This is a genomic window from Nitrospira tepida, from assembly GCF_947241125.1.
GTDB classification, from domain to species: Bacteria; Nitrospirota; Nitrospiria; order Nitrospirales; family Nitrospiraceae; genus Nitrospira_G; species Nitrospira_G tepida.
Window position 1 is genome coordinate 1,098,027 of record NZ_OX365700.1, and the last position, 19,088, is coordinate 1,117,114.

Consider the following 19,088-nt stretch of genomic DNA (forward strand, 5'->3'; position numbering starts at 1 on the left):
ACCTCGCGAGACACCTGACGACATGATGCGCGAACCACGACGGCTGAAGGAAGTCCTCGACCAAGGGCAGTTTGCCGTCACGATCGAGTACAACCCGCCGAAGGGCACCAACATCAGCGGTTTGGTCGAGAGTGCCAAGGGCCTGGTGGGGCGTGTGCACGGCGTGAACGTCACGGACTGCACGGCAGCGATCATGCGGGCCAGTTCGCTCTCGGTCTGCCGGATTCTCTACGAGTTGGGCCACGATCCGGTCATGCAGATGACCTGCCGCGACCGCAACCGGATCGCGATCCAGGCCGATCTCTTGGGCGGCCACTTGCTGGGCATCCGGAACATTCTCTGCCTGACCGGCGATTATCCCACGGTGGGAGACCACAAGGATGCAAAGCCCGTCTATGACCTGGACTCCGTCCAGATCATGCAGATCGTCCAGGGGCTCAATAACGGGCGGGACTGGGCCGGCAACAAGCTGGACGGCCCGACCGATTTCACCGCCGGCGGAGCGGTCACGCCGGAAGCCGATCCGCTGGGGCCGATGCTGGCGAAGTTCGAAACGAAGGTCAAAGCCGGCGCCCAGTTCTTTCAAACCCAAGCCATCTACCACCCCGAGCAGTTTGCGAGCTTCATGCAGGCGGTGCGCAAGTTCAAGGTGAAGGTGCTGGCCGGCATCCTGCTGTTGCGCAATGCGAAAATGGCCGAGTTCATGAACGCAAACATCCCCGGCGTCTCGGTGCCGCAGGAGATGATCGATGAGCTCAGGGCCGCCGGCGACAAACATGCCATCGAGGCCGGCGTGGAGATCGCCGTCCGCACGATCAAGGCCGTCCGTCCGCATTGCGACGGCGTCCACATCATGGCCATCAAGGCCACCGACCGCCTCCCGCAGATCCTCACCAACGCCGCTCTTGGCTGATGAAAATTCCCGACTTCCAGCGCGCGAAGCGCGAAGGGAAGAAGATCGTCGTCGTGACCGGGTACGACGCCCTGTTTGCCCGCATCATCGAGCAGGCGGGGATCGAGGTCATTCTCGTCGGCGATTCGTTGGGCGTGGTGGTGCAGGGAAAGCACGATACCCTGACCGTGACGATGGAGGACATGCTCTACCACACGCGCATGGTGGCCGGGGCGGCGGAACGGGCGCTCGTTGTGGCCGACATGCCCTTCCTGTCCTATCAGGTCAGCAACGAAGAAGCGGTGCGGAACGCCGGCCGGCTGATCCAGGCCGGCGCCGCGGCGGTCAAGCTGGAAGGCGGAGCCAATGTGGTTGAGAGGGTCCAGGCGATGACCAGCTTCGGCATCCCGGTCATGGGGCATGTGGGGATGACGCCGCAGTCGGTCCGCTCCTATGGCGGGTACAAGGTGCAGGGGAAGGGGGCGGAGCAGGCCAATCGGCTGGTCGAGGATGCCAAGGCCTTGCAGGAGGCCGGAGCCTTTGCCGTCGTCCTCGAAGCCATGCCGTCCGAGTTGGCGGCCCGCATCACCCACGAGCTGGCGATCCCCACGATCGGGATCGGCGCCGGGGCGTCATGCGACGGTCAGGTCTTGGTCCTCTATGATCTGCTGGGCCTCTTCGACGCCTTCGTGCCGAAGTTCGTGAAGCCCTACGCACACCTCAAAACCGACGCCTTGCGCGCCCTCAAGCAGTATAAGGAAGAAGTCGAGCAGGGGCGGTTTCCCACCGATCAAGAAAGCTACCATTAGCTGCCCGTAAGCCGGGTATCCGCCAGGCGGGTGGTTGCGTCATTCCCGGCTGTCGCCAATCGTCAAGCGTCATCCGTCAATCGTCCAGGGAAAGGAATCTGGTTCCATCCGATGTGGGGTCTTCCGATGTGGGGTCTGGCATGCGTATTGACTGGTCTTCCGATGTGGGGTCTGGCATGCGTATTGACTTATTTGATGGACGAGCTTGCGAGCGACGAAAGCCTGCCGCTGACCAACAAGTGCGATCCCTTCGCCTCTTCAAGTCGGCAGGAGGGTAAAGTTGAGCCTGTTGGAAGAGAAGCAAGGCCAGATAGAGGCGGATGATGGGAAATGCACCAGGCAAGATCTAACCCTAAACTTCTCGGCAAGGTACGAGGGGCTGGAGCCGATCCTCCAAGAGGATCGCTCCGATGCCTTGATCCTGATGGTGTGATGAGAGCGCTTGAACAACGGCGCAGGGAACGAAGGTCAGACGACCCCGAGAAAGACGGCAAGGGAACGGCCAACGCGGACCATCACATCGTGATCGAGCGAGCCGATGCGGGCGCCAATCGCGTCACGGGGAACCGTAACGATTTTGTCAATCATGATCTGCGAGGGCTGCTTGAGGCCGCTCTCCGGTGAGGGCTCAACGGAAATGCGGAAAAGGGGCGCATCAATGATTTCGGTCGTCAGCAGGCAGATAGTAACGCTCCCAAGAGCAGAGAAGAGATCGGATTGCAGGATCAGGGCGGGCCGCGGCTTCCCGCTATAATGGCCCTTGGCGGCCACGGCGACAATGTCGCCGCGTTTCATCCGTTGTCCCAAGCAGCGATCTCCGAGATGAAGTTAAGAACGCGCTTCTCCTGCGGAGAACGGGCCGCGAGGCGCGCCTGGCGGCGGCATTCAGCCGAAAACCCGGTTGCGCGCGTATCAGGGACCCAGATCTGCACGGGACGCAGGCCTTTGCGGCGCAACCGGCGCCGGTAGCGGCTCTGCTTTTCCTTTGGGGTCAGGAATGTCTCAGAGGCCATAGAGCTTCCCTTTCCGTTGTCTCCCAACAATAGGTTAGCACATTCTCGCGTAACATGTTACTGAATCCTATGAGGAAGCGCGGTGACCATCTGGTTGTGAGCGTTTGGCGATGCGCAGAATAAGGGAAGGTCTGATTTATTCCTCTCGTCTGATGTGCTATGAGAAACGCAGCACCGAATGGGAGGCACATCCATGCAGCAGACCTTTGCGGAAGCGAGCTTCGAGCAGTATCGCAAGACTACCCGCCGTGAGCGGTTCCTCCACGAGATGAACCGTGTGGTGCCGTGGGCGGAATTGGTGACGGTCATCGAGCCGGTGTATCCCAAGGCTGACGGACCGGGCCGCCCGCCGGTCGGGATTGAACGCATGCTGCGGGTGCTGTGTCTGCAACAGTGGTTCAATCTGTCAGATCCAGCTGTGGAGGAAGCGTTGTACGACTCCCGCGCCCTGCGGCAGTTCGTGGGGATTGATCTGGGCCGTGAGCCTGTGCCTGATGAGACGACCATCTGCAAGTTTCGGCATCTGTTGGAAGCCCACCAACTGGGGCCGCAACTCTTTGCCCGAATTGGGGAGTATTTGACGAAGCAGGGGCTGCAGGTGAACCGGGGGACGATTGTGGATGCGACCATCATCAGTGCGCCCAGTTCGACGAAGAATCAGACGAAGGAGCGGGATCCCGAGATGCATCAGACGAAGAAGGGCAACCAGTGGTACTTCGGCATGAAGGCCCATATTGGCGTGGATAGCCAGAGCAAAGTGATTCATTCCGTGGCGGCCACCGCAGCCAATGTGCATGACAGTCAGGTGTTACCGAAATGACTGCATGGCCAGGAGACGCGGGTGTGGGGCGATGCCGCCTACAGCGGACAACACGCCGTGATCCGGCAGCACGCGCCGAAGGCCAAGAGTTTCATCCAGACCAAAGCGCATCGGCATCGACCGCTGAGTGAAGAGGAGCGGACCAAGAATCGGACGAAGTCGAAGGTCCGGGCGAAGGTCGAACATGCGTTCTTGGTGATCAAGCGGATCTTCGGGTGGGCCAAAGTCCGTTATCGCGGACTGGCGAAGAACACCCACTGGCTCCAGATCAGCTGCGGCTTGGCGAATCTGTACATGGTGCGTCGGCGGCTGTTGGCGGGCACGTAGAACAGATGTGCCTGGAGGCTGACCGTGGGCCATCAGACGGTGAAAGGCCCCCAGAAATAGGGGCTCGGACCAGCAGATGTCCACCGAATTCACCCTGGTGGCCAGCCCAAAAACAGAATTCTGAACGAAACCGTGAATAAATCAGACCTTCCTTAGGCGAGTTTGCTAGAAGTTGTTTCAAAACCCTCTGTTCCCCCTTCGACGGGCTCAGGGCGAACGGAAATTCTCTCGCAAACATCGATAGTTGTCCGTTCGTGCTGAGCTTGTCGAAGCACGGTCATAAGGTTTTGAAATAACTTCTAGTGATATTCGAAGCAAGCGGCCGAAGCTACCCATCATTACGCATTGTTACGATTGGTTCGAGCCGAAAACTTCGGGGCCATTTGGCGCCTGGGTTGGCCCGCAAATGGACATGGTCGGAGTACCGAACAACGGCCCCCTCCGCCGGCAGATTGCGACATTGATAATTGATCGGGCCAACGAAACGTATTCCCGCACATGCTCTAGCACCGGAATGATTTACGTGGACTTACGAGGCATGACGGATGGACGCTGGTATGACGAGATTCATCCCAACGATGAGGCGTTTAGCGACATCGCAACGAAGTTAATCTCCGCGATACCCGGACGGAAGGTCACCCCCAGACAGCGCGCTCCTTCCCGCAAGTCGCGCCGTAAAGCCGGAAAGGCGCGCGGCCGCTAGAACCTATCTCAAAATTGCCTGAGCAGGATAACCATGACCGCCAGTTGGACGAAGCCCAGGAAATTGGTGGCGTAGTATTCCCAGCGCACCAGGAGCCGACGTCGCCATTGCATCCAGGCGAAGAACCGTTCCACCAGCCAGCGGCGTTCGTCGCGGCGAAGCCGCCGGCCATCCTGGGTTTTGCGCTTTCTCCGATTCGCGCGGTGGGGCGCGATCATCTCCACGCCTTGTTGCTTCAGGGCGTCATCGAGCTTGTCGCTGTCGTACGCGCGATCGCCAATCAGGTGTTCGGGCTTGGCTTCGATCATGTAAAAGTCGAAGCTCAGTTGCACCAACGTCACTTCATGATGGTTCGCCGCATGTGTGCTCACCGACAGGGGCAGCCCGTGGCGGTCCACAATCGCCAAGATCTTCACGCCTTTTCCTCGCTTCGTGGGGCCGATCTGCTCCCCGCCGCCCTTGGCGGACGCAAACGTCGCATCGATAAAGCATTCCGCCTCATCCAGCGCCCCGTCCTCCCGCAGCGTATTGGCCAGGTCGGTCAGCACGGCGCGCAGGACTTCCTGGTGACACCAGTGCTGAAACCGACGGTGGACGGTGTTGTCGTTGGGGTAACACTGCGGCAGCATGTGCCACTGGGCGCCCGTGTTGAGAATCCACAGAACGACCTCCAGCACCGCGCGAGTCGGGATCGGTTTGCGCCCACGCCGGCCCTCTGGCAGGTGCTCTTCGGGGAAATGGCTGCGAATCCGTTCCCACTGGTCGTCGCTCAAGCGAAGCATGAGCGTGTTTATGCCTAGGTATGTTCAGCTTGTCAACAATTTTGAGATAGGTTCTAGTGTCCTGAGTCTGAAATCCCGTGACGAAATTCGACATATCAACCTCAGAGAAATCAGTAGCATAATGGGCAGCAATTATTCTGCGAACTTCAGAATCGGGACACTAGCAGGAACGAACCCGACATCGCGGGGGGAACTGTCGCGCAAACGAGTTTCATGGAGGAGATGCGTCCGTCCACGACCGCCATGGGGGAATTTAAGGTGACATTGTGCTTTTCGGAGAAGCCTGCTGGCGACGAGGCAGTAGGGGAGCAGGCCGTCTTTTTGAGTGCGGCCACTCACCGGGCCTAGCGGAGTGCTCCCTCACGATTCCCTGATGCACTTTGAACAGCTTTGGTGAGTATCTGAACCGGGCGGGACCATCACGCCGCTTCGTCTTTCACGCCCGTGACCTGCTGGACAATCGTCCGAACTTGCTCCTGAATATCGTCCACCGCGGCTTTCATTCTGGCGTGGTGCCGGACGATCGAGACCAGCAGCATGACCAGGAGGACGAGCATGGCGCCCGCGGTGCGAATGGCCGGTTCCAGCCGTTCCTTGAAAGGCATGACCAGCGTCATCCGGCTCCATCCGACAAGGTGTGGCCCGTCGGAGATCGGTGAGAACAGCGTCGCCATGAGTTCACCCTGCTCGCCGGAAGCCGAAAATACGGAGGGGGATTGGCTTGCTTTGGCGCCGTTCCACTCCGGTCCGTCGAACGGACGTCCGATCGCGCCCCGATCGGTGGCGGCGATGATGCGGCCCGTGGCATCGGCGACTTCCGCCGACGCCAGGTGCGGGGCGGGCACGAGCCGATCCAAGACTTGCTGAAGGGTTGCAGGATCTTCCTGCATCAGCGCGCCCGTGGCTGCGAGCTGTTGTGCAAAGCCCTCCCCTCGTTGTTGTAGACCGGAGACAAGCGCCTGATCCTGGTAGTACAAGAGGAAGGCGGTCGCCGCGAGCACGAACAGGATCGTCATGGCGCAGAGGCCTGCGACGGAGGGACAGGTCACCGCTTGCTTCTTCATATCGGATCTCCTCCAGCGGTAGTCCAGGGCTGGCTAGGGCTTCCGGTTAAACCTAACAGAAGGGAATCGAGTGTCAACGAATCGCGGCAAAGCGACGGACGGTCATGTCTGCGCGAGAAGCAATTCCTTCGCGGGAAACATCATCACGATCATTCGGGCGTCGAAGAAAAGGCCGTTGTAGGGTTGGGGCTGACTATGTCGAGGGGGTAACCGGCATTCCGGTTGCATCGCACCGGACTTGAAAAACCGTCCGATCATCCAGGCGCAGGGCGGTGAGGGATCGGCCCCAGACGCATCCACTGTCGAGCCCGAGGAATCGCGGGGTGAGGTGCAGCCCCAACGCCGACCAATGGCCGCAGACCAAGGTCGCTTCGTCCTGCTTCCGCTGTTCGAGCTCAAACCAGGGTTTGTACCCGGGGGGGATGTCCTTCACTTCTCCCTTGAAGGTGTAGTGGATCTCGCCGGCAGGGGTGCAGATCCTCAATCGGGTCAAGGCGTCCGTGATGGTCTTCATGCGGACCTGCCCTGCCAAGTTGTCCGACCAGGGGCGTCGTTCCTGCATGAAGAGGCCGTGGAGCACCGATCGATAGGCGGGACCGCGTAGAGCTTCCTCAACCTCTCGGGCCAGCGCCGCAGCTTCCGTGATCGTCCACTGCGGTAGCAGACCCGCGTGAACGAGGACATGGTGCTGTTCTTGATGCAGCAACGGCCGGTGCCGCAGCCAATGGAGCAGTTCCTCGCGATCCGGCGCGGTGAGGACATCCTTGAACGTGTCTCGGGGGCGAAGCGGGAGAATCCCCTCGGCCACCGCCAGCAAATAGAGGTCGTGGTTGCCCAGCACGACCACGGCCCGGTCGCCGAGCTGCTTGACGTACCGGAGGACGGCCAAGGACTCCGAGCCGCGATTGACGAGGTCCCCGACGAACCAGAGCCGGTCCGTTTCCGGGCTCCATGGGAGGTCGGCGACGAGTTGCCGCAGGGCCGTATAGCAACCTTGAATGTCTCCGAAGGCGTAAATAGCCATGAGTCCTTGGTTGAACGAGAAGCGCCCGAGCCTAACGTCACCCGCGCGATTTTACAAGGTTGTGGAACCGGAGCGGAACTGAGCAGGAATTACCCCGATTGCCGGCCGCTGCACATCAGCCCCCATTATTCATGACGGTTCGTCGCGTTACACCCGTTGCATCGCGAAGAGCAACGGGTACCCGGGAGTCGCCACGCGTTGCACCCATTGCAATGAAAAAGAGCAATAGGTACCCCCAAGCACAGCCGCGAAGGCGTACTTGAAACAGTACGTCGAGGACTAAGCGGCGAGCACGCCCGCCATACCAAGCTTCGCTTGAGCCGCCGCGTTCGATCATCTCGCGGCGGAGAAGTACTTTGCCTTCGACTTCGCATATTTTGGCTCTGTCGCAGCGGCGAATCGGGGTGCCCATTGCTTGTCTGTTGCAATGGGCCAAAGCAGCAGAAGCGTTCATGAATAATGCGGGTTAGGCTGCGGGTCGATTGCGGGCTTGCGGATCGGGTTTCTTGGTGAGAAGTTGCGTCGTCTCCTCCGCCGTCCTCGGGGGACTGTAGAGAAAGCCCTGCACCTCCTCGCAGCCGGCCCGCTGCAGGGCCTCGAGCTGCGCCTGCGTTTCGACCCCTTCCGCAATGGCGCGGCACTTCAAACTATGGGCCAGCGTGATCAATGCCGCGGTGAAGCCGGGCGATCCTTCCATGGCGCCCGCCTCCTGGATAAACGACGCATCGATCTTCACGGCATCCATCGGCAGCAGGCGCAGTTCTCGGAGCGAGGTGAAGCCGGTGCCGAAATCGTCCAGGGCGATGCGGACGCCCAGCGCCTTGAGGTGCTTCAGGACCTTCAGTGAATGGTCGAGGTCCCGCATGATCATGCTCTCCGTCACCTCCAACTCCAGATGTTCCGAGCTGCGTCCCATGTCCTGCACGGCCAGGCTGATCGTTTCGACCAGCCCCTGATGCCGGAAATGGGCCGGCGACAGATTGACGGCCACTCGGACGGGAGGCAGGCCGGCCTCATGCCAGGCCTTCTGTTGACGGCAGGCGGCCCCGATCACCCATTCGCCGATCGCCACCGTCAATCCGGCCTCTTCGGCGCAAGAAAGAAACTGGCCCGGCCCCAGCAGCCCGCGCGTGGGATGGCGCCACCGCAGAAAGGCCTCGACCCCTCTGATCGCCCACCGTCTGACGTCCACCTGCGGTTGATAGTGCAGCACGAATTCGTTCTGTTGGATCGCGCGGCGCAAGTCGGCTTCGAGCGCCAGCCGCTCGGTCTGGTTGGCGCTCAGCGCTTGGGCGAAATAGACGAAGCGGGTGCCTCCTTTGGCCTTGGCGCTCTGGAGCGCGGCATCGGCCTGCTGGAGCAGGGTCGGGACGTCTGCGGCATTGGAGGGAAAGAGCGTGATGCCGATGCTGGCGGAGAGGGTGATATCTTTCTGCGCAATCGAAAACGGCTGTTGGATCGCCGCAAGCAATCGGCGGGCCATCTTGGCTGCGTCGCGCGTTGTCCGAAGGTGGGGCATCAGGATGGAAAAGGTATCGGCGACCAGACGGGCCAGGGTGTAAGGGGACGGGTGGTGGGTGGGTCCGGTACGAACGTCGTCCTTGCGGACACAATCTTGGAGGCGGTCCGCCACGGCATGGAGCACCTCGTCCCCGGCCATCAGTCCCATCGTCTCGTTGATCCGGCGAAAGTGATCCAGGTTGAGCATCAGGACCGCCCCGGTCTCGCCGGTCTGCTGCGCCGACTCCAGGGCCTGTCGGAGCCGTTCTTCGAACAGGACGCGGTTCGGCAAATTGGTGAGCCGATCGTAAAACGTGGAGAGGAACATCTGTGCTTCCGCGTTGCGCCTGACCGTGATGTCCTGGATGGTGCCCGTGACCGTCACCACGCGCCCCTGCTCGTCGCAAGCGGGCGCCCCCCGTTCGGTCACGATCCGCTCTTCTCCATCGGGACGGATGACCCGGTAATCCACTTCATAATCCCGCCGCAGCGCCAGGGCCTCCTCCAACGATTGGCGGACCAGTTCCTGGTCGTCGGGATGGACGTTCCGGAGATAGGCCTCGGGGGTCCGGTCGAACTGATCGGACGAGAGCCCGAGAATTCGGACCACCTCGTCGGACACGGTGAACTGGTTGGTTCTGAGCGTCCAGGTCCAACTGCCGAGGTGGGCCAGTTGCTGGGCGCGGGCCAGGCCGGCCTGGCTCTCGCGCAAGGCCTCCAACACGCGGCCGGTCCGCAACATGTACCGGACCCGATGACTCAGGATCAGAATCTGCCAGGGCTTGGCGATGAAGTCGGTCGCGCCGACCTCGTAGGCCTTTTCGATGGACTCGATGTCGTCCAGGCCGGTCATGATCAAGATGGGCGTGTGGCTGCCGCCCGGCAGGTGTCGGATCGCATGGCAGGCTTCAAAGCCGTCCATCACGGGCATCAGGACATCCAGCAGCACGATGGCCGGGCGAACCTGCTTGAAAAGCCGGACGGCTTCCTGTCCGTCGCCCGCCTCTTCCACCTCCAGCCCGATCTGTTCGAGCACCTGGCGGGCCAACATCCGCATCGTGGGATCATCGTCCACGATCAGGGCGATCGCCTGACGGGTGGGGTGCTCATCATTCATTGAGGGCGAACCTCCTCTGAATCCGCATGTTGGGCCGTCGGGCCTGCGTGATCATCCTCGCGGGACGATCGGCCCTGTCAAGAGCGGAGGGATAGAATCAGCCGGCACCGGCGGGCTGAAGAGGTATCCCTGGACTTCGTCGCAACCCAATTGCCGAAGCAGCGACAGTTGGGGGACGGTCTCGATGCCCTCGGCCAGCACCCGCAGGTCGCGCGCGTGGGCCATGGTGATCATGGCCTCGGCGATCGTGGCGTCCGTGGCGTTCGTCGCCACCTCCGTGATGAAGGAGCGGTCGATCTTGACCGTATCGAACGGCAGCGTGCGCAGGTGGCCGATCGACGAGTAGCCGGTTCCAAAATCGTCCAGAGCCAGGCGCAGGCCCATGCCTTTCAACTGTTGCAGAACCGCCGCCGCTTCCTCCGGCTGGGGCATCATGATCGTTTCGGTGAGTTCCAACTCGAGCCGCGAGGAGGCGAACCCGGTCTCGCGCAGCAGGCGGGAAAGCCGTGTGACCAGCCCCCGGTCGCTGAACTGCGCGTTGGACACATTCACCGCCACGATGAGTGGGCGTCCGTCCGCGGACTGCCAGGGCGCGGTTTCCCGGCAGGCCGTCTCCAGGACCCACTCGCCCACGGCCTGTCCCAGGCCGATCTCCTCGACGAGGTCGACAAACCGCCCCGGCGGAAGCAGGCCCCTGGTCGGGTGGGCCCAGCGCAACAGGGCTTCGACGCCGATGACCAGTCCCGTGTGAATGTCCACCAGCGGCTGATAATGGAGGCGCAGCTCATGGCGTTCGATGGCCCGCCGCAGATCGTTCTCCAGCGCCAGCCGATCGGCCGCCATCTCGTTCATCGATCGGGAATAGAACTGGTAGTTGTTGCGGCCTTCGTTCTTAGCCTGATACATCGCCGTGTCGGCGTTCTTCAGCAACTCTTCCAGATTCTCGCCGTCGCTCGGATGGAGTGAGATCCCGATGCTGCCTGTGATGAAGACCTCCCGCCCTTCCACCAGGAACGGGTTGGCGATCGCGCTCAGGATGCGGCGCGCGATCCCGCTCGCATGGTCGGGCTGGCGCAGGTCCGGGAGCAGAATCGTGAACTCGTCCCCGCCCAGCCGTGCCACCGCGCCGGCTGTCTCCGAAGTGCCGGGCCGGACGACCGAATCCGAGGCCCGGATCGCTTCCATGATCCGCTCGGCGACCTGTTTCAGGAGGGCATCGCCGGCCGAATGGCCCAGCGAGTCGTTGATGAACTTGAACCGGTCGATATCCAGAAACAGAATCCCCAACATGGCCTCGTGCCGCTTCGCGGCGGCCAAGGCCTGCTGGGCCCGATCCCGGAACAGCAATCGGTTGGGCAGCCCGGTCAGGCTGTCGTAGTAGGCCAGATGATGGATGTGCTCTTCGATCCGGCGGCGCTCCGTAATGTCTTGCACCGTCCCCGTCAAGCTGACGACCGTGCGGCCGTCCTCGGCTGGCAACGCGCGGGCTTGAAGGCTGACCGTCCGTTGCTCTCCGTCCGGCATCGTCAGCGTATGGTCCTGGCGCGAAGGATGATGTGGAACGAAGCTGCCCTCCAGCACGCTCTTGAACAGCCCGCCGACCGCCGCGGGGGCGAGCGACAGGAACTCGTCCAGCGAGCCGGAGAACTCCCGGATGGACAGTCCGAGAATGATCGCCGCCCGCTCGGAGACCCGCAATTGGCGCTTCGCGAGATCCCATTCCCAACTGCCCACCTGAGCCAGATGCTGCGCATGGGCCAGGTGTTCCTTGCTGCGGGACAGCTCGCGCAGGGCGGCGCCGGCCCGGAGGAGGTACCGGACGCGATGGCCCAGGATGAGCGGATTGAACGGCTTGGACATGAAATCCGTCGCGCCGGCTTCGTAGGCGCGCTCGACGGACTCCGTATCCTCAAATGACGTCATGAACACGATGGGCACATGGGCGGCCTGGGGGAGCCGTCTCAACAGCGAACAGGCGGCAAACCCGTTCATGCCGGGCAAGAGCACGTCCATCAGGACCAGATCGGGCTTGAGCAAAGGGAAGCGGGTGACCGCCTCCTGGCCGGTCGAGACCGCTTCGACCTCGAAGCCGGCCTGTGAGAGGGTCTCGCCGATCAACGATTGGATGCCCGGCTCGTCGTCCACCACCAGCACGAGCGGGCGTTTCACCGGCGGCGCTCCAGTCATGCGGCGCGCCGCCGATCGATTTCGATCCGGAAGGAGGACTTTACGGCCTGATACTCCCGTTCGAAGCAGGAGAAGATCGCTGCCGCCTCCGAGAGTTGCTTGGTCCGCCCGCATTGCTCGAGGTCCTTGCTCAAGGCGGCCAGCTTGAACGCGCCCAACACGCCGCAACGTGATTTGAACCCGTGCGCGAGCGAAAAGAGGCGATCGGCCGTGTTGCCCTGGACCGCGGCCCGGAGTTGCTCCACAATCTGATCCGAATCCGTGAGAAACATCGAGAGCATCGAGACGAGCACGTCGGGCCGGCCCGGCCGCTGCAATGCCAGGATGTCTTTCCACACTTTTTGATCGATCGCCGCTTCTTCTTGGACGACGGGGGGCTCCTCAGCCGCCGGGGAGGCTGGCGCGGCAGATGCCGGCGGCGCCGCCTCTGTGAGCGGCTCCTGAATGACCGCGGCCTCAGACTCAGACGCTCCCGCAGCGGCCGTGATCTGCGGCCGGTGCCAGCGTCGCATCACCTCGGCGAGTTGGCGGCGGGTGAAGGGCTTGGCCAGGTAGTCGTCCATGCCGGCGGCGAGGCAGCGCTCGCGGTCCCCCTGAATGGCATGAGCCGTGAGGGCGATGATCGGCACGCGAGGAGGAGTCATGGGTGATCGGTCATGGGTCATGGGTGACGAAGGACCGGTGGGTCCCGCCTTCTCAGACGATTGACGGTTGACCATTGACCTTTGACTGTCTTCGCGCAGTCGAATAGCGCGGGTGGCGGCAAAGCCGTCCATGTCGGGCATCTGACAGTCCATGAAGATCAGGTCGTGGCGGGAGCGGGTCGCCGCTTCGAGCGCCTCGACCCCGTTCTGGACGATCTCGACCGAGCAGCCGAGGTCCTCCAGCATCAGCCGGGCCACTTCCTGGTTGACCGAGTTATCCTCCGCCACGAGGACCTTGAGGGGGAACGTCTCGGACGGAGGCGACGTCCCGGCCTCCGAGACCGGCGCGCCGGCCGTCCGGCGGGAATCCGGCCCATCAGCGCCGGGACGCCGCAGTAGGTTCAACAGAGCCCGGATCAATAACGATCGACGAACCGGCTTGACCAGGACCGCTTCAACTCCGGTTTCCATGACCGGTTGGTGGTCGCCAAGTCCCGTGACGGACGCCAACAGGATCAGGCCGGTGCCGGCCAGTTCCGGATCTGCCTTTATACGCCGGGCCAACTCAACGCCGTCCGATTCGGGCATCGGATGGTCAAGCAGCGCCACGTGAAATGGTCTGCCCGACTGAGCCGCTTCCTTGAGGACCGCGAAGGCCTCCTCGCCGGTTGAGGCGCCGGACGGGGAGAGGTTCCACTCGGCGATCCGGTCCTGCAAGATCTCACGGTTGGACCGGTTGTCATCCACGACCAGAATACGGCGGCCGGTCAAATCCGGCAATTCCGATTGGTCGAAGGCGGACGCGGGCTCCCTGGTTTCCGGCTTGGCAAACCGGGAGGTGAACCAGAAGGTGGTGCCTCGCCCTTCTGTGCTCTCGACGCCGATCTCTCCTTGCATCAGCTCTACGAGTTGTTTGGCGATGGAGAGGCCGAGGCCGGTGCCGCCGTACTTTCTGGTGGACGAGTTGTCGGCCTGGCAAAACGGCTCGAAGATCTGCCGCTGCGCCTCCGGCGAGATGCCGATCCCGGTATCGGTGATCTCCACGCGAAGCTTGACGGTTGACGAGTGATCCTCCAGCACGGAGACGGAGAGACCGACTTCGCCGCGCTCGGTGAACTTGATCGCGTTGCCGAGCAGGTTGATCAGGATTTGGCGGAGCCTCCCCGGATCGCCTTCGAGCGTGGACGGGACCGTGCGCGGAATGGAGCAGAGGAGTTCCAACCCCTTGCGCTGGGCCCGCTCCGCGACCAGCTCGACCACATCCTCGACCGTTTCTCCGACATCGAAGGACACCGTCTCCAGTTCGAGCTTGCCCGCCTCGATCTTCGAGAAGTCCAGAATGTCGTTGATGGTGTGGAGCAGCGCCGTGGCCGAACGGTGGATGGTGTCGACGAAATGCCGTTGCCGGTCCGTGAGCGCGGTTGTCAGCAACAATTCGGTCATGCCCAGCACGCCGTTCATGGGCGTGCGAATCTCATGGCTCATGTTCGCCACGAACTGGGATTTCAAACGGCTGACTTCGAGGGCTCGGTCGCGGGCCGACTCCATCGCCTCATTCGCCCGCACCAATTCGTCGCGCGAGCGGCGGAGATCCTCCGTCATCCGGTTGAAGGAACGGGCCAAGGTCCCCACCTCGTCGGTGCCCATGACGCCGATGGTTTGGGAGAGGTCCCCGGCGGCGATGCGGTCGGCCAGGTGGGTCAAGGATTGGATAGGAATGGAAATGTGGCGGGAGAGCAGGTAGGCCACCGCGAGCACAAGCAGGGTCGTGATGACCAGCAGTCCGAGAAACACGCGCCGGAGCGTCTTGACCTGACCGAAGGCGTCTTCCCGATCCTGGGCCACGAGGATCGTCCATCCCAGTCCCTCGAACGTGCGGAAGCCAGTGGACTTCGCGAAACCGATCAACAGTTCGTCGTGATCGGCCAGAAACGATCCGCGATCCCGAGCACGCGATGACTCCGGCAGCCGGTAGCCGAGCTGCGAGAGGGTGGCCGCGGGAAACGACCGGGTCTCCGACCGGCTTAGCAAGGACGGGGGGCCTGCCAGGACTCCCCCAGCCACATTGGCCAGCAGCACAGAACCCTGCCGTTCTCCGCTCTCCCCTTGGACCTTGACCTGGGCCGTGATCTCCTGGAGTTCGCTCTGCGGCAAGTGGGCGACGAGATAGCCGATCGGCTTGCGCCCGCCGTTCGGCCTAGTGATCGGCGTCATGATGCGGAGGCTGATCGATTTCGTGAGGGGGTCGTCGGCCAAATCGGTGGTGGTCACGGTCGCGCTCTGCATTGCGGCGCGGAACCAGGGCTCGTTCGAGACGACGTGGCCGATCAAGGAAACTTCGCTGGAGGAGACGATCGTGCCCTGGGCGTTGACGCAATAAATGGAGGAGTAGTGTCCGTATTGGCTCCACAGGCGCAGCAGGCTCAACGTGATGCGGCCACGCGGATCGTCGGCGGCCACATCCTGCATCGCTTCCATCGAGGCCCAGGCTTGGAGGTCCTGCGTGCTGGCGAAGAGCACCCGGTCGATCTTGCCCATGGTTTGGGCGGCCAATTCCTCCAATTTCTCACTTGCATTCTGCTTGAGGATGTCCTGGCTGGTTTCATAGACGATGATGCCGACCACGATCAGCGGGACGAGGGCCAAGACCAGCAGGGCGGTCAGGAGCTTGGCCCGGATCGATATTCGGGAGAAGAGCGATGACACGGACATGGCTGTTCGTCAGGGACTGGGGCCCGGTCAGGGCCGGATCGAGCCCATGGTGGCTGGTCCATGCGCCCGTTGAGACGGATGCGCACCGATGGCGCCGTCTTCGGGTTCGAGTCAAAGGTAGCAGGCGCCCCGGTACAGTCAACGAATATGAGGTTTGACGGAAGCTGAGCCGAGAAGGAGCGATGGCGTCACGTCCCGCTACGCAACGGCCGCTCGGGGCGCGGCAGCCAACGGGTGAGCAAGCGCTCAAGTTGCAGGCGCGTGAAGGGCTTAGACAGGTAGTCGTCCATGCCGGCCGCGAGGCAAGCCTGACGATCGCTTTCAAGCACATGGGCCGTCAGGGCGACGATCGGGAGGCGGGGTGTTCCTGTCGTGGATACGGCCTCGCGGGCCCGAATGCGGCGCGTGGCTTCGAACCCGTCCATCTCCGGCATCTGACAATCCATCAAGACCAGATCGTATCGAGCCCGGCCGGTCGCTTCGAGCGCCTCCCTTCCGTTCCCGGCGACCTCGACCGAACAGCCGAGTTGCTCCAACATCGTGCGGGCCACCTCCTGATTCACGCTGTTGTCCTCCACCACGAGGATGCAGCCGGTGAACTGTGGAGGGATGGCGCCTGGATTGATCATGCCGGCTGGTGAAGTAGACGGAATTATAGAGGGGGACGACGACGGTGTGAGACGATTCAGCCGCCTGGCCAAGGCTCGATAGAGGGCTTGATAGCGGACCGGCTTCGTCAGGACCAGGTCCGCGCCGGCCTCTCGCGCGATTTCGCGGTCGAACTCGGGCGGCGCGAGCAAGATCACGGCAAGTGACGGTCCGCCCGCTTCGCTCTTGAGGGTCTTGATCAGAGACAGTCCATCCGCGTCCTCCAAGGCCAGATCCAAGATCAGGAGGGCGAAGGGAGCCTCGGAGGATGCAGCCTGTCTGACGAGCTCCAACGCCTTCGCTCCGGCGGAGGCTTCCTCCGGATGGAAGCCCCATCCCTTGAGCGTGTGCTTCAGGACCTGTCGGCTGGCGGCGTGGCTTTCGACGATCAAGATTCTCGGCGGAACGGTTGCCGAGGGTTCACCAAGGAACTGTGGCGTCGCCGATCCGATCGACAGCGGGAGCTTTACCCAAAAGGTGGAACCGCGACCGACCTCGCTGTCCAAGCCGACCGTTCCTCCCATGAGCCGGACCAGGCGGATAACAACGGGAAGGCCGAGCCCCGTTCCTCTGAATGTCCCTGACGGCGATCTGCGGCTTGGCGGGGAGGGAGCGACCAGGTAGGCCCGGTCCTCCTGCGCGATGCCGATACCCGTATCTGTGATGTCAAACTGGACTTCTACCAGACCCTCGTCGAGCGGAGCGGCAGAGACGCGGAGTTCGATCTCTCCCTGCTGGGTGAACTGAACCGCGTTGCCGAGCAGGTGGCCGAGGATTTTCCGGAGCCAGTAGGGGTCGCCGACCAGCAGGTCTGGACAGGTCGAGAGAATCGTGCTCGTGAGGCGGAGTCCCTTGGCTTGCGCCTGGCCGCGGACGAGATCGAGGACTTCTTCCACCGTGTCCCGAAGATCGAATTCCATCGGGTGGAGCGCCAACGACCCGGTTTCGAGGTCGGAAAGCGCCGCCAGGTCGTTCAAGCGGGATAGGAGCGCCTTGCCGGACGCAAGCGCGTTGGTCGCGTGGCGCCGTTGTTGTTCGGTCAGGGGTCCATGCAGCAAGTGGTCGATCTTGCCCAGGAGACTATTCATGGGTGTCCGGATTTCATGACTGAGGTGGGACCGGAATTGAAGCTGAAGCGCGGCGGAATCCTGCACGGGATGAGATGTGGGCTGTGATTCCTGGCGGTTCGCCTCCGGTTCGGCCGCCGTCTGTTCACGCTGATCTTCAGCCTGCGTCCGCTCGGCGAGGGCATCATGCAACGCGGCATGGGCGAGCGCCGATTCATCTTCCCGGCGGCGCCATTCCTTCTCGAATTGACCTCGTTGCTCGGCCAGGGCCCGTTGTTGGTCTTGAATCTGATGCAGTAACGCATTGAATCGTTCGGACAGGATGCCGAGGTCGCCCTCTCCCGGCTTCTGGATGCGGAGGGAATAATCCCGTTCTGCGAGAGCCGTCCCGGTCAGGGCGATGAGGTCGAGAATCGGGCCGGTGATCAGACGTTGGAAGCGGCTTCCCAAGAGCCAGGCCACCGTCAACCCACAGACGAGGATGGCCAAGACCAGCGCGGCATAGCGCCGGGCGCGCTCGTAAATCGGAGACAGGTCGGCTTGGAGCAGGATCATCCCGGAGGCGCCGGTCCCAATTGGGACGGGCCGGCGAAGCGCCACCGCATCGGCTCCGATGGCGGCTCGCAAGGTTCGATTTGCAGCAGAGTGAATCGGCCCGGGACCGGGCCGGTCATATCGCGCCAGTTCCCGCCCCTGATCATCGTACAGGATGGCGGTCGTCACGATGGGAGAGAGACGAAGTGTGCTCAGCGCCCATTCCCCCGCTGCCCGATCTTGAGCCAGCACCGCCTCCCTGCTCAGGATGGCCACGAGGTCCGCCTGTCGAGACAGTTCTCTGGTGGCGCCTTCTTTGGCGAGATATAGATCGAGGCAGACCAGAAGGATTCCCATCAGCAACAAGGCGGCGCCCGATACAACCAGCATGAGTGTTTGGAGCTGGCGATCGATCGGCGTCAGCCAGGCAGCAGCCATCGTCGATACTCCTGCGGCAGGAACGGGCGGGACGGAGCGCAAGCAACCAAGAGGGCGGAGGGCGACTTACGGATATCTGGCTTCGATGAGGCTGCGCAGGCCGCCGCGCGCGGTGAATTCCCCGGTGACGGTTGCGCGGACGGGGCGGCAGGCCTTGACGAAGTCCTGAAGAATGCGATTGACGGCATTCTCGTAGAAGATGCCGACATTGCGATAGGCATGGATATAAAGCTTGAGCGACTTCAGTTCCACGCAATGTTGGTCCGGCATGTAGTGGATCCGAATGGTTCCAAAATCGGGCAGGCCCGTCTTGGGGCAAATCGCCGTATATTCCGGAATGTCGATGGTGATCTCGTATCCCTTGTATTGATTCGGCCAGGTTTCCAATTCCGGCAGGGTGGTGGAGAGGCCGCTCTTGGCGTGGTCCTCGCTATAGCCCAAGGAAGTCTTCATGGCGGTCTTGGTGCGTTTCATAGTTGGGTCATCCACTCAACCTGTCCGGTCTCTTCAAGTTTAAAATACAGGGCGACCCAGGGACATTTCATCTCCGGGTAGACCTCGCAGAACCCGCCTTTGCGGACTCCGCCGCAAGGACCATGGCTCATAAACTTGGGGCATTCGGCCTTGGCCGTTCCATCGGGCACGGGAGGGCGGTTGTGCACGCCGCCCGTATATTGGCCGCCCTCTTCTTCGCCGGGGATCAAGACGCGTAATGGCATGGGGCCTAGTCTATACCGAGGAGGAGACAAACGGCAATTTCAGATCGTTTCCATGGCTGCGAGGAACCCGGTCTGGCGGAAGGAAATC

The 19,088-nt window shown here is 62.3% G+C and carries 14 protein-coding genes and 1 pseudogene; 4 read left to right on the forward strand and 11 right to left on the reverse strand.

All coding sequences use genetic code 11. The features are described 5' to 3' along the window. The first annotated feature begins 22 nt into the window (after nt 1–22). The 3 genes from QWI75_RS05205 to QWI75_RS05215 all read left to right on the forward strand — a co-directional run bounded on the left by QWI75_RS05205 (nt 23) and on the right by QWI75_RS05215 (nt 2,134). A complete protein-coding gene (locus tag QWI75_RS05205) occupies nt 23–913 on the forward strand; it encodes a methylenetetrahydrofolate reductase (protein ID WP_289267634.1) in 891 nt (296 codons plus the stop codon). Further along, nucleotides 913–1,701, forward strand: a complete 789-nt coding sequence (gene panB / locus QWI75_RS05210; RefSeq protein ID WP_289267635.1) for a 3-methyl-2-oxobutanoate hydroxymethyltransferase — start codon at nt 913–915, stop codon at nt 1,699–1,701. Before QWI75_RS05205 ends, panB begins: the two co-directional genes overlap by 1 nt. 280 nt (nt 1,702–1,981) lie before the next feature. Beyond that, complete coding sequence (locus tag QWI75_RS05215) at nt 1,982–2,134, forward strand: hypothetical protein (protein WP_289267636.1); 153 nt, start codon at nt 1,982–1,984, stop codon at nt 2,132–2,134. 35 nt (nt 2,135–2,169) lie between these two features. Here the strand turns inward: QWI75_RS05215 and QWI75_RS05220 are convergent, their stop codons facing one another. Further along, complete coding sequence (locus QWI75_RS05220; protein ID WP_289267637.1) at nt 2,170–2,496, reverse strand: type II toxin-antitoxin system PemK/MazF family toxin; 327 nt, start codon at nt 2,494–2,496, stop codon at nt 2,170–2,172. After that, entirely contained in the window at nt 2,493–2,714 is a 222-nt protein-coding gene (locus QWI75_RS05225; protein WP_289267638.1) for an antitoxin MazE family protein, read from the reverse strand. Before QWI75_RS05225 ends, QWI75_RS05220 begins: the two co-directional genes overlap by 4 nt. 193 nt (nt 2,715–2,907) lie before the next feature. Between QWI75_RS05225 and QWI75_RS05230 the strand changes: the two are divergent. Then, a pseudogene (locus QWI75_RS05230) lies at nt 2,908–3,861 on the forward strand (IS5 family transposase). A 711-nt stretch (nt 3,862–4,572) separates the two neighbouring features. Here QWI75_RS05230 and QWI75_RS05235 read toward each other — a convergent pair. From QWI75_RS05235 to QWI75_RS05275, 9 genes are all read right to left on the reverse strand, one after another. Then, a complete protein-coding gene (locus tag QWI75_RS05235; protein WP_289267639.1) occupies nt 4,573–5,346 on the reverse strand; it encodes an IS5 family transposase in 774 nt (257 codons plus the stop codon). A 419-nt stretch (nt 5,347–5,765) separates the two neighbouring features. Then, on the reverse strand, nt 5,766–6,410 hold the full coding sequence (locus QWI75_RS05240) for a PDC sensor domain-containing protein (protein ID WP_289267640.1): 645 nt from the start codon (nt 6,408–6,410) through the stop codon (nt 5,766–5,768). Nucleotides 6,411–6,603: 193 nt separating this feature from the next. Continuing rightward, nucleotides 6,604–7,434 carry a symmetrical bis(5'-nucleosyl)-tetraphosphatase gene (locus tag QWI75_RS05245; RefSeq protein ID WP_289267641.1) on the reverse strand — a complete coding sequence of 277 codons (831 nt, stop codon included), beginning with the start codon at nt 7,432–7,434 and terminating at the stop codon, nt 6,604–6,606. Nucleotides 7,435–7,900: 466 nt separating this feature from the next. Next, nucleotides 7,901–10,051 (reverse strand): putative bifunctional diguanylate cyclase/phosphodiesterase, encoded by a 2,151-nt coding sequence (locus QWI75_RS05250; protein WP_289267642.1) that lies wholly within the window; start codon nt 10,049–10,051, stop codon nt 7,901–7,903. Nucleotides 10,052–10,102: 51 nt separating this feature from the next. Then, entirely contained in the window at nt 10,103–12,220 is a 2,118-nt protein-coding gene (locus QWI75_RS05255; RefSeq protein ID WP_289267643.1) for a putative bifunctional diguanylate cyclase/phosphodiesterase, read from the reverse strand. A gap of 14 nt (nt 12,221–12,234) precedes the next feature. After that, nucleotides 12,235–15,594 carry a hybrid sensor histidine kinase/response regulator gene (locus QWI75_RS05260; RefSeq protein WP_289267644.1) on the reverse strand — a complete coding sequence of 1,120 codons (3,360 nt, stop codon included), beginning with the start codon at nt 15,592–15,594 and terminating at the stop codon, nt 12,235–12,237. A gap of 188 nt (nt 15,595–15,782) precedes the next feature. Beyond that, nucleotides 15,783–18,281, reverse strand: a complete 2,499-nt coding sequence (locus QWI75_RS05265) for a hybrid sensor histidine kinase/response regulator (RefSeq protein ID WP_289267645.1) — start codon at nt 18,279–18,281, stop codon at nt 15,783–15,785. Between the two features lie 66 nt (nt 18,282–18,347). Further along, complete coding sequence (queF, locus tag QWI75_RS05270; protein ID WP_289267646.1) at nt 18,348–18,755, reverse strand: preQ(1) synthase; 408 nt, start codon at nt 18,753–18,755, stop codon at nt 18,348–18,350. After that, nucleotides 18,752–19,000: a methylenetetrahydrofolate reductase C-terminal domain-containing protein gene (locus QWI75_RS05275; RefSeq protein WP_289267647.1), complete on the reverse strand. Its 249-nt coding sequence runs from the start codon at nt 18,998–19,000 to the stop codon at nt 18,752–18,754. The genes queF and QWI75_RS05275 overlap by 4 nt, the downstream gene beginning before the upstream one ends. Nucleotides 19,001–19,088 lie beyond the last annotated feature (88 nt).

What these genes read in the sequence shown, in the direction of transcription:
- QWI75_RS05205 (WP_289267634.1), top strand. Translation starts at nt 23, where the DNA reads ATGATGCGCGAACCACGACGGCTGAAGGAAGTCCTCGACCAAGGGCAG.
- panB (WP_289267635.1), top strand. Translation starts at nt 913, where the DNA reads ATGAAAATTCCCGACTTCCAGCGCGCGAAGCGCGAAGGGAAGAAGATC.
- QWI75_RS05220 (WP_289267637.1), bottom strand. Translation starts at nt 2,496, where the DNA reads ATGAAACGCGGCGACATTGTCGCCGTGGCCGCCAAGGGCCATTATAGC.
- QWI75_RS05225 (WP_289267638.1), bottom strand. Translation starts at nt 2,714, where the DNA reads ATGGCCTCTGAGACATTCCTGACCCCAAAGGAAAAGCAGAGCCGCTAC.
- QWI75_RS05235 (WP_289267639.1), bottom strand. Translation starts at nt 5,346, where the DNA reads ATGCTTCGCTTGAGCGACGACCAGTGGGAACGGATTCGCAGCCATTTC.
- QWI75_RS05240 (WP_289267640.1), bottom strand. Translation starts at nt 6,410, where the DNA reads ATGAAGAAGCAAGCGGTGACCTGTCCCTCCGTCGCAGGCCTCTGCGCC.
- QWI75_RS05245 (WP_289267641.1), bottom strand. Translation starts at nt 7,434, where the DNA reads ATGGCTATTTACGCCTTCGGAGACATTCAAGGTTGCTATACGGCCCTG.
- QWI75_RS05250 (WP_289267642.1), bottom strand. Translation starts at nt 10,051, where the DNA reads ATGAATGATGAGCACCCCACCCGTCAGGCGATCGCCCTGATCGTGGAC.
- QWI75_RS05260 (WP_289267644.1), bottom strand. Translation starts at nt 15,594, where the DNA reads ATGTCCGTGTCATCGCTCTTCTCCCGAATATCGATCCGGGCCAAGCTC.
- QWI75_RS05265 (WP_289267645.1), bottom strand. Translation starts at nt 18,281, where the DNA reads ATGGCTGCTGCCTGGCTGACGCCGATCGATCGCCAGCTCCAAACACTC.
- queF (WP_289267646.1), bottom strand. Translation starts at nt 18,755, where the DNA reads ATGAAACGCACCAAGACCGCCATGAAGACTTCCTTGGGCTATAGCGAG.
- QWI75_RS05275 (WP_289267647.1), bottom strand. Translation starts at nt 19,000, where the DNA reads ATGCCATTACGCGTCTTGATCCCCGGCGAAGAAGAGGGCGGCCAATAT.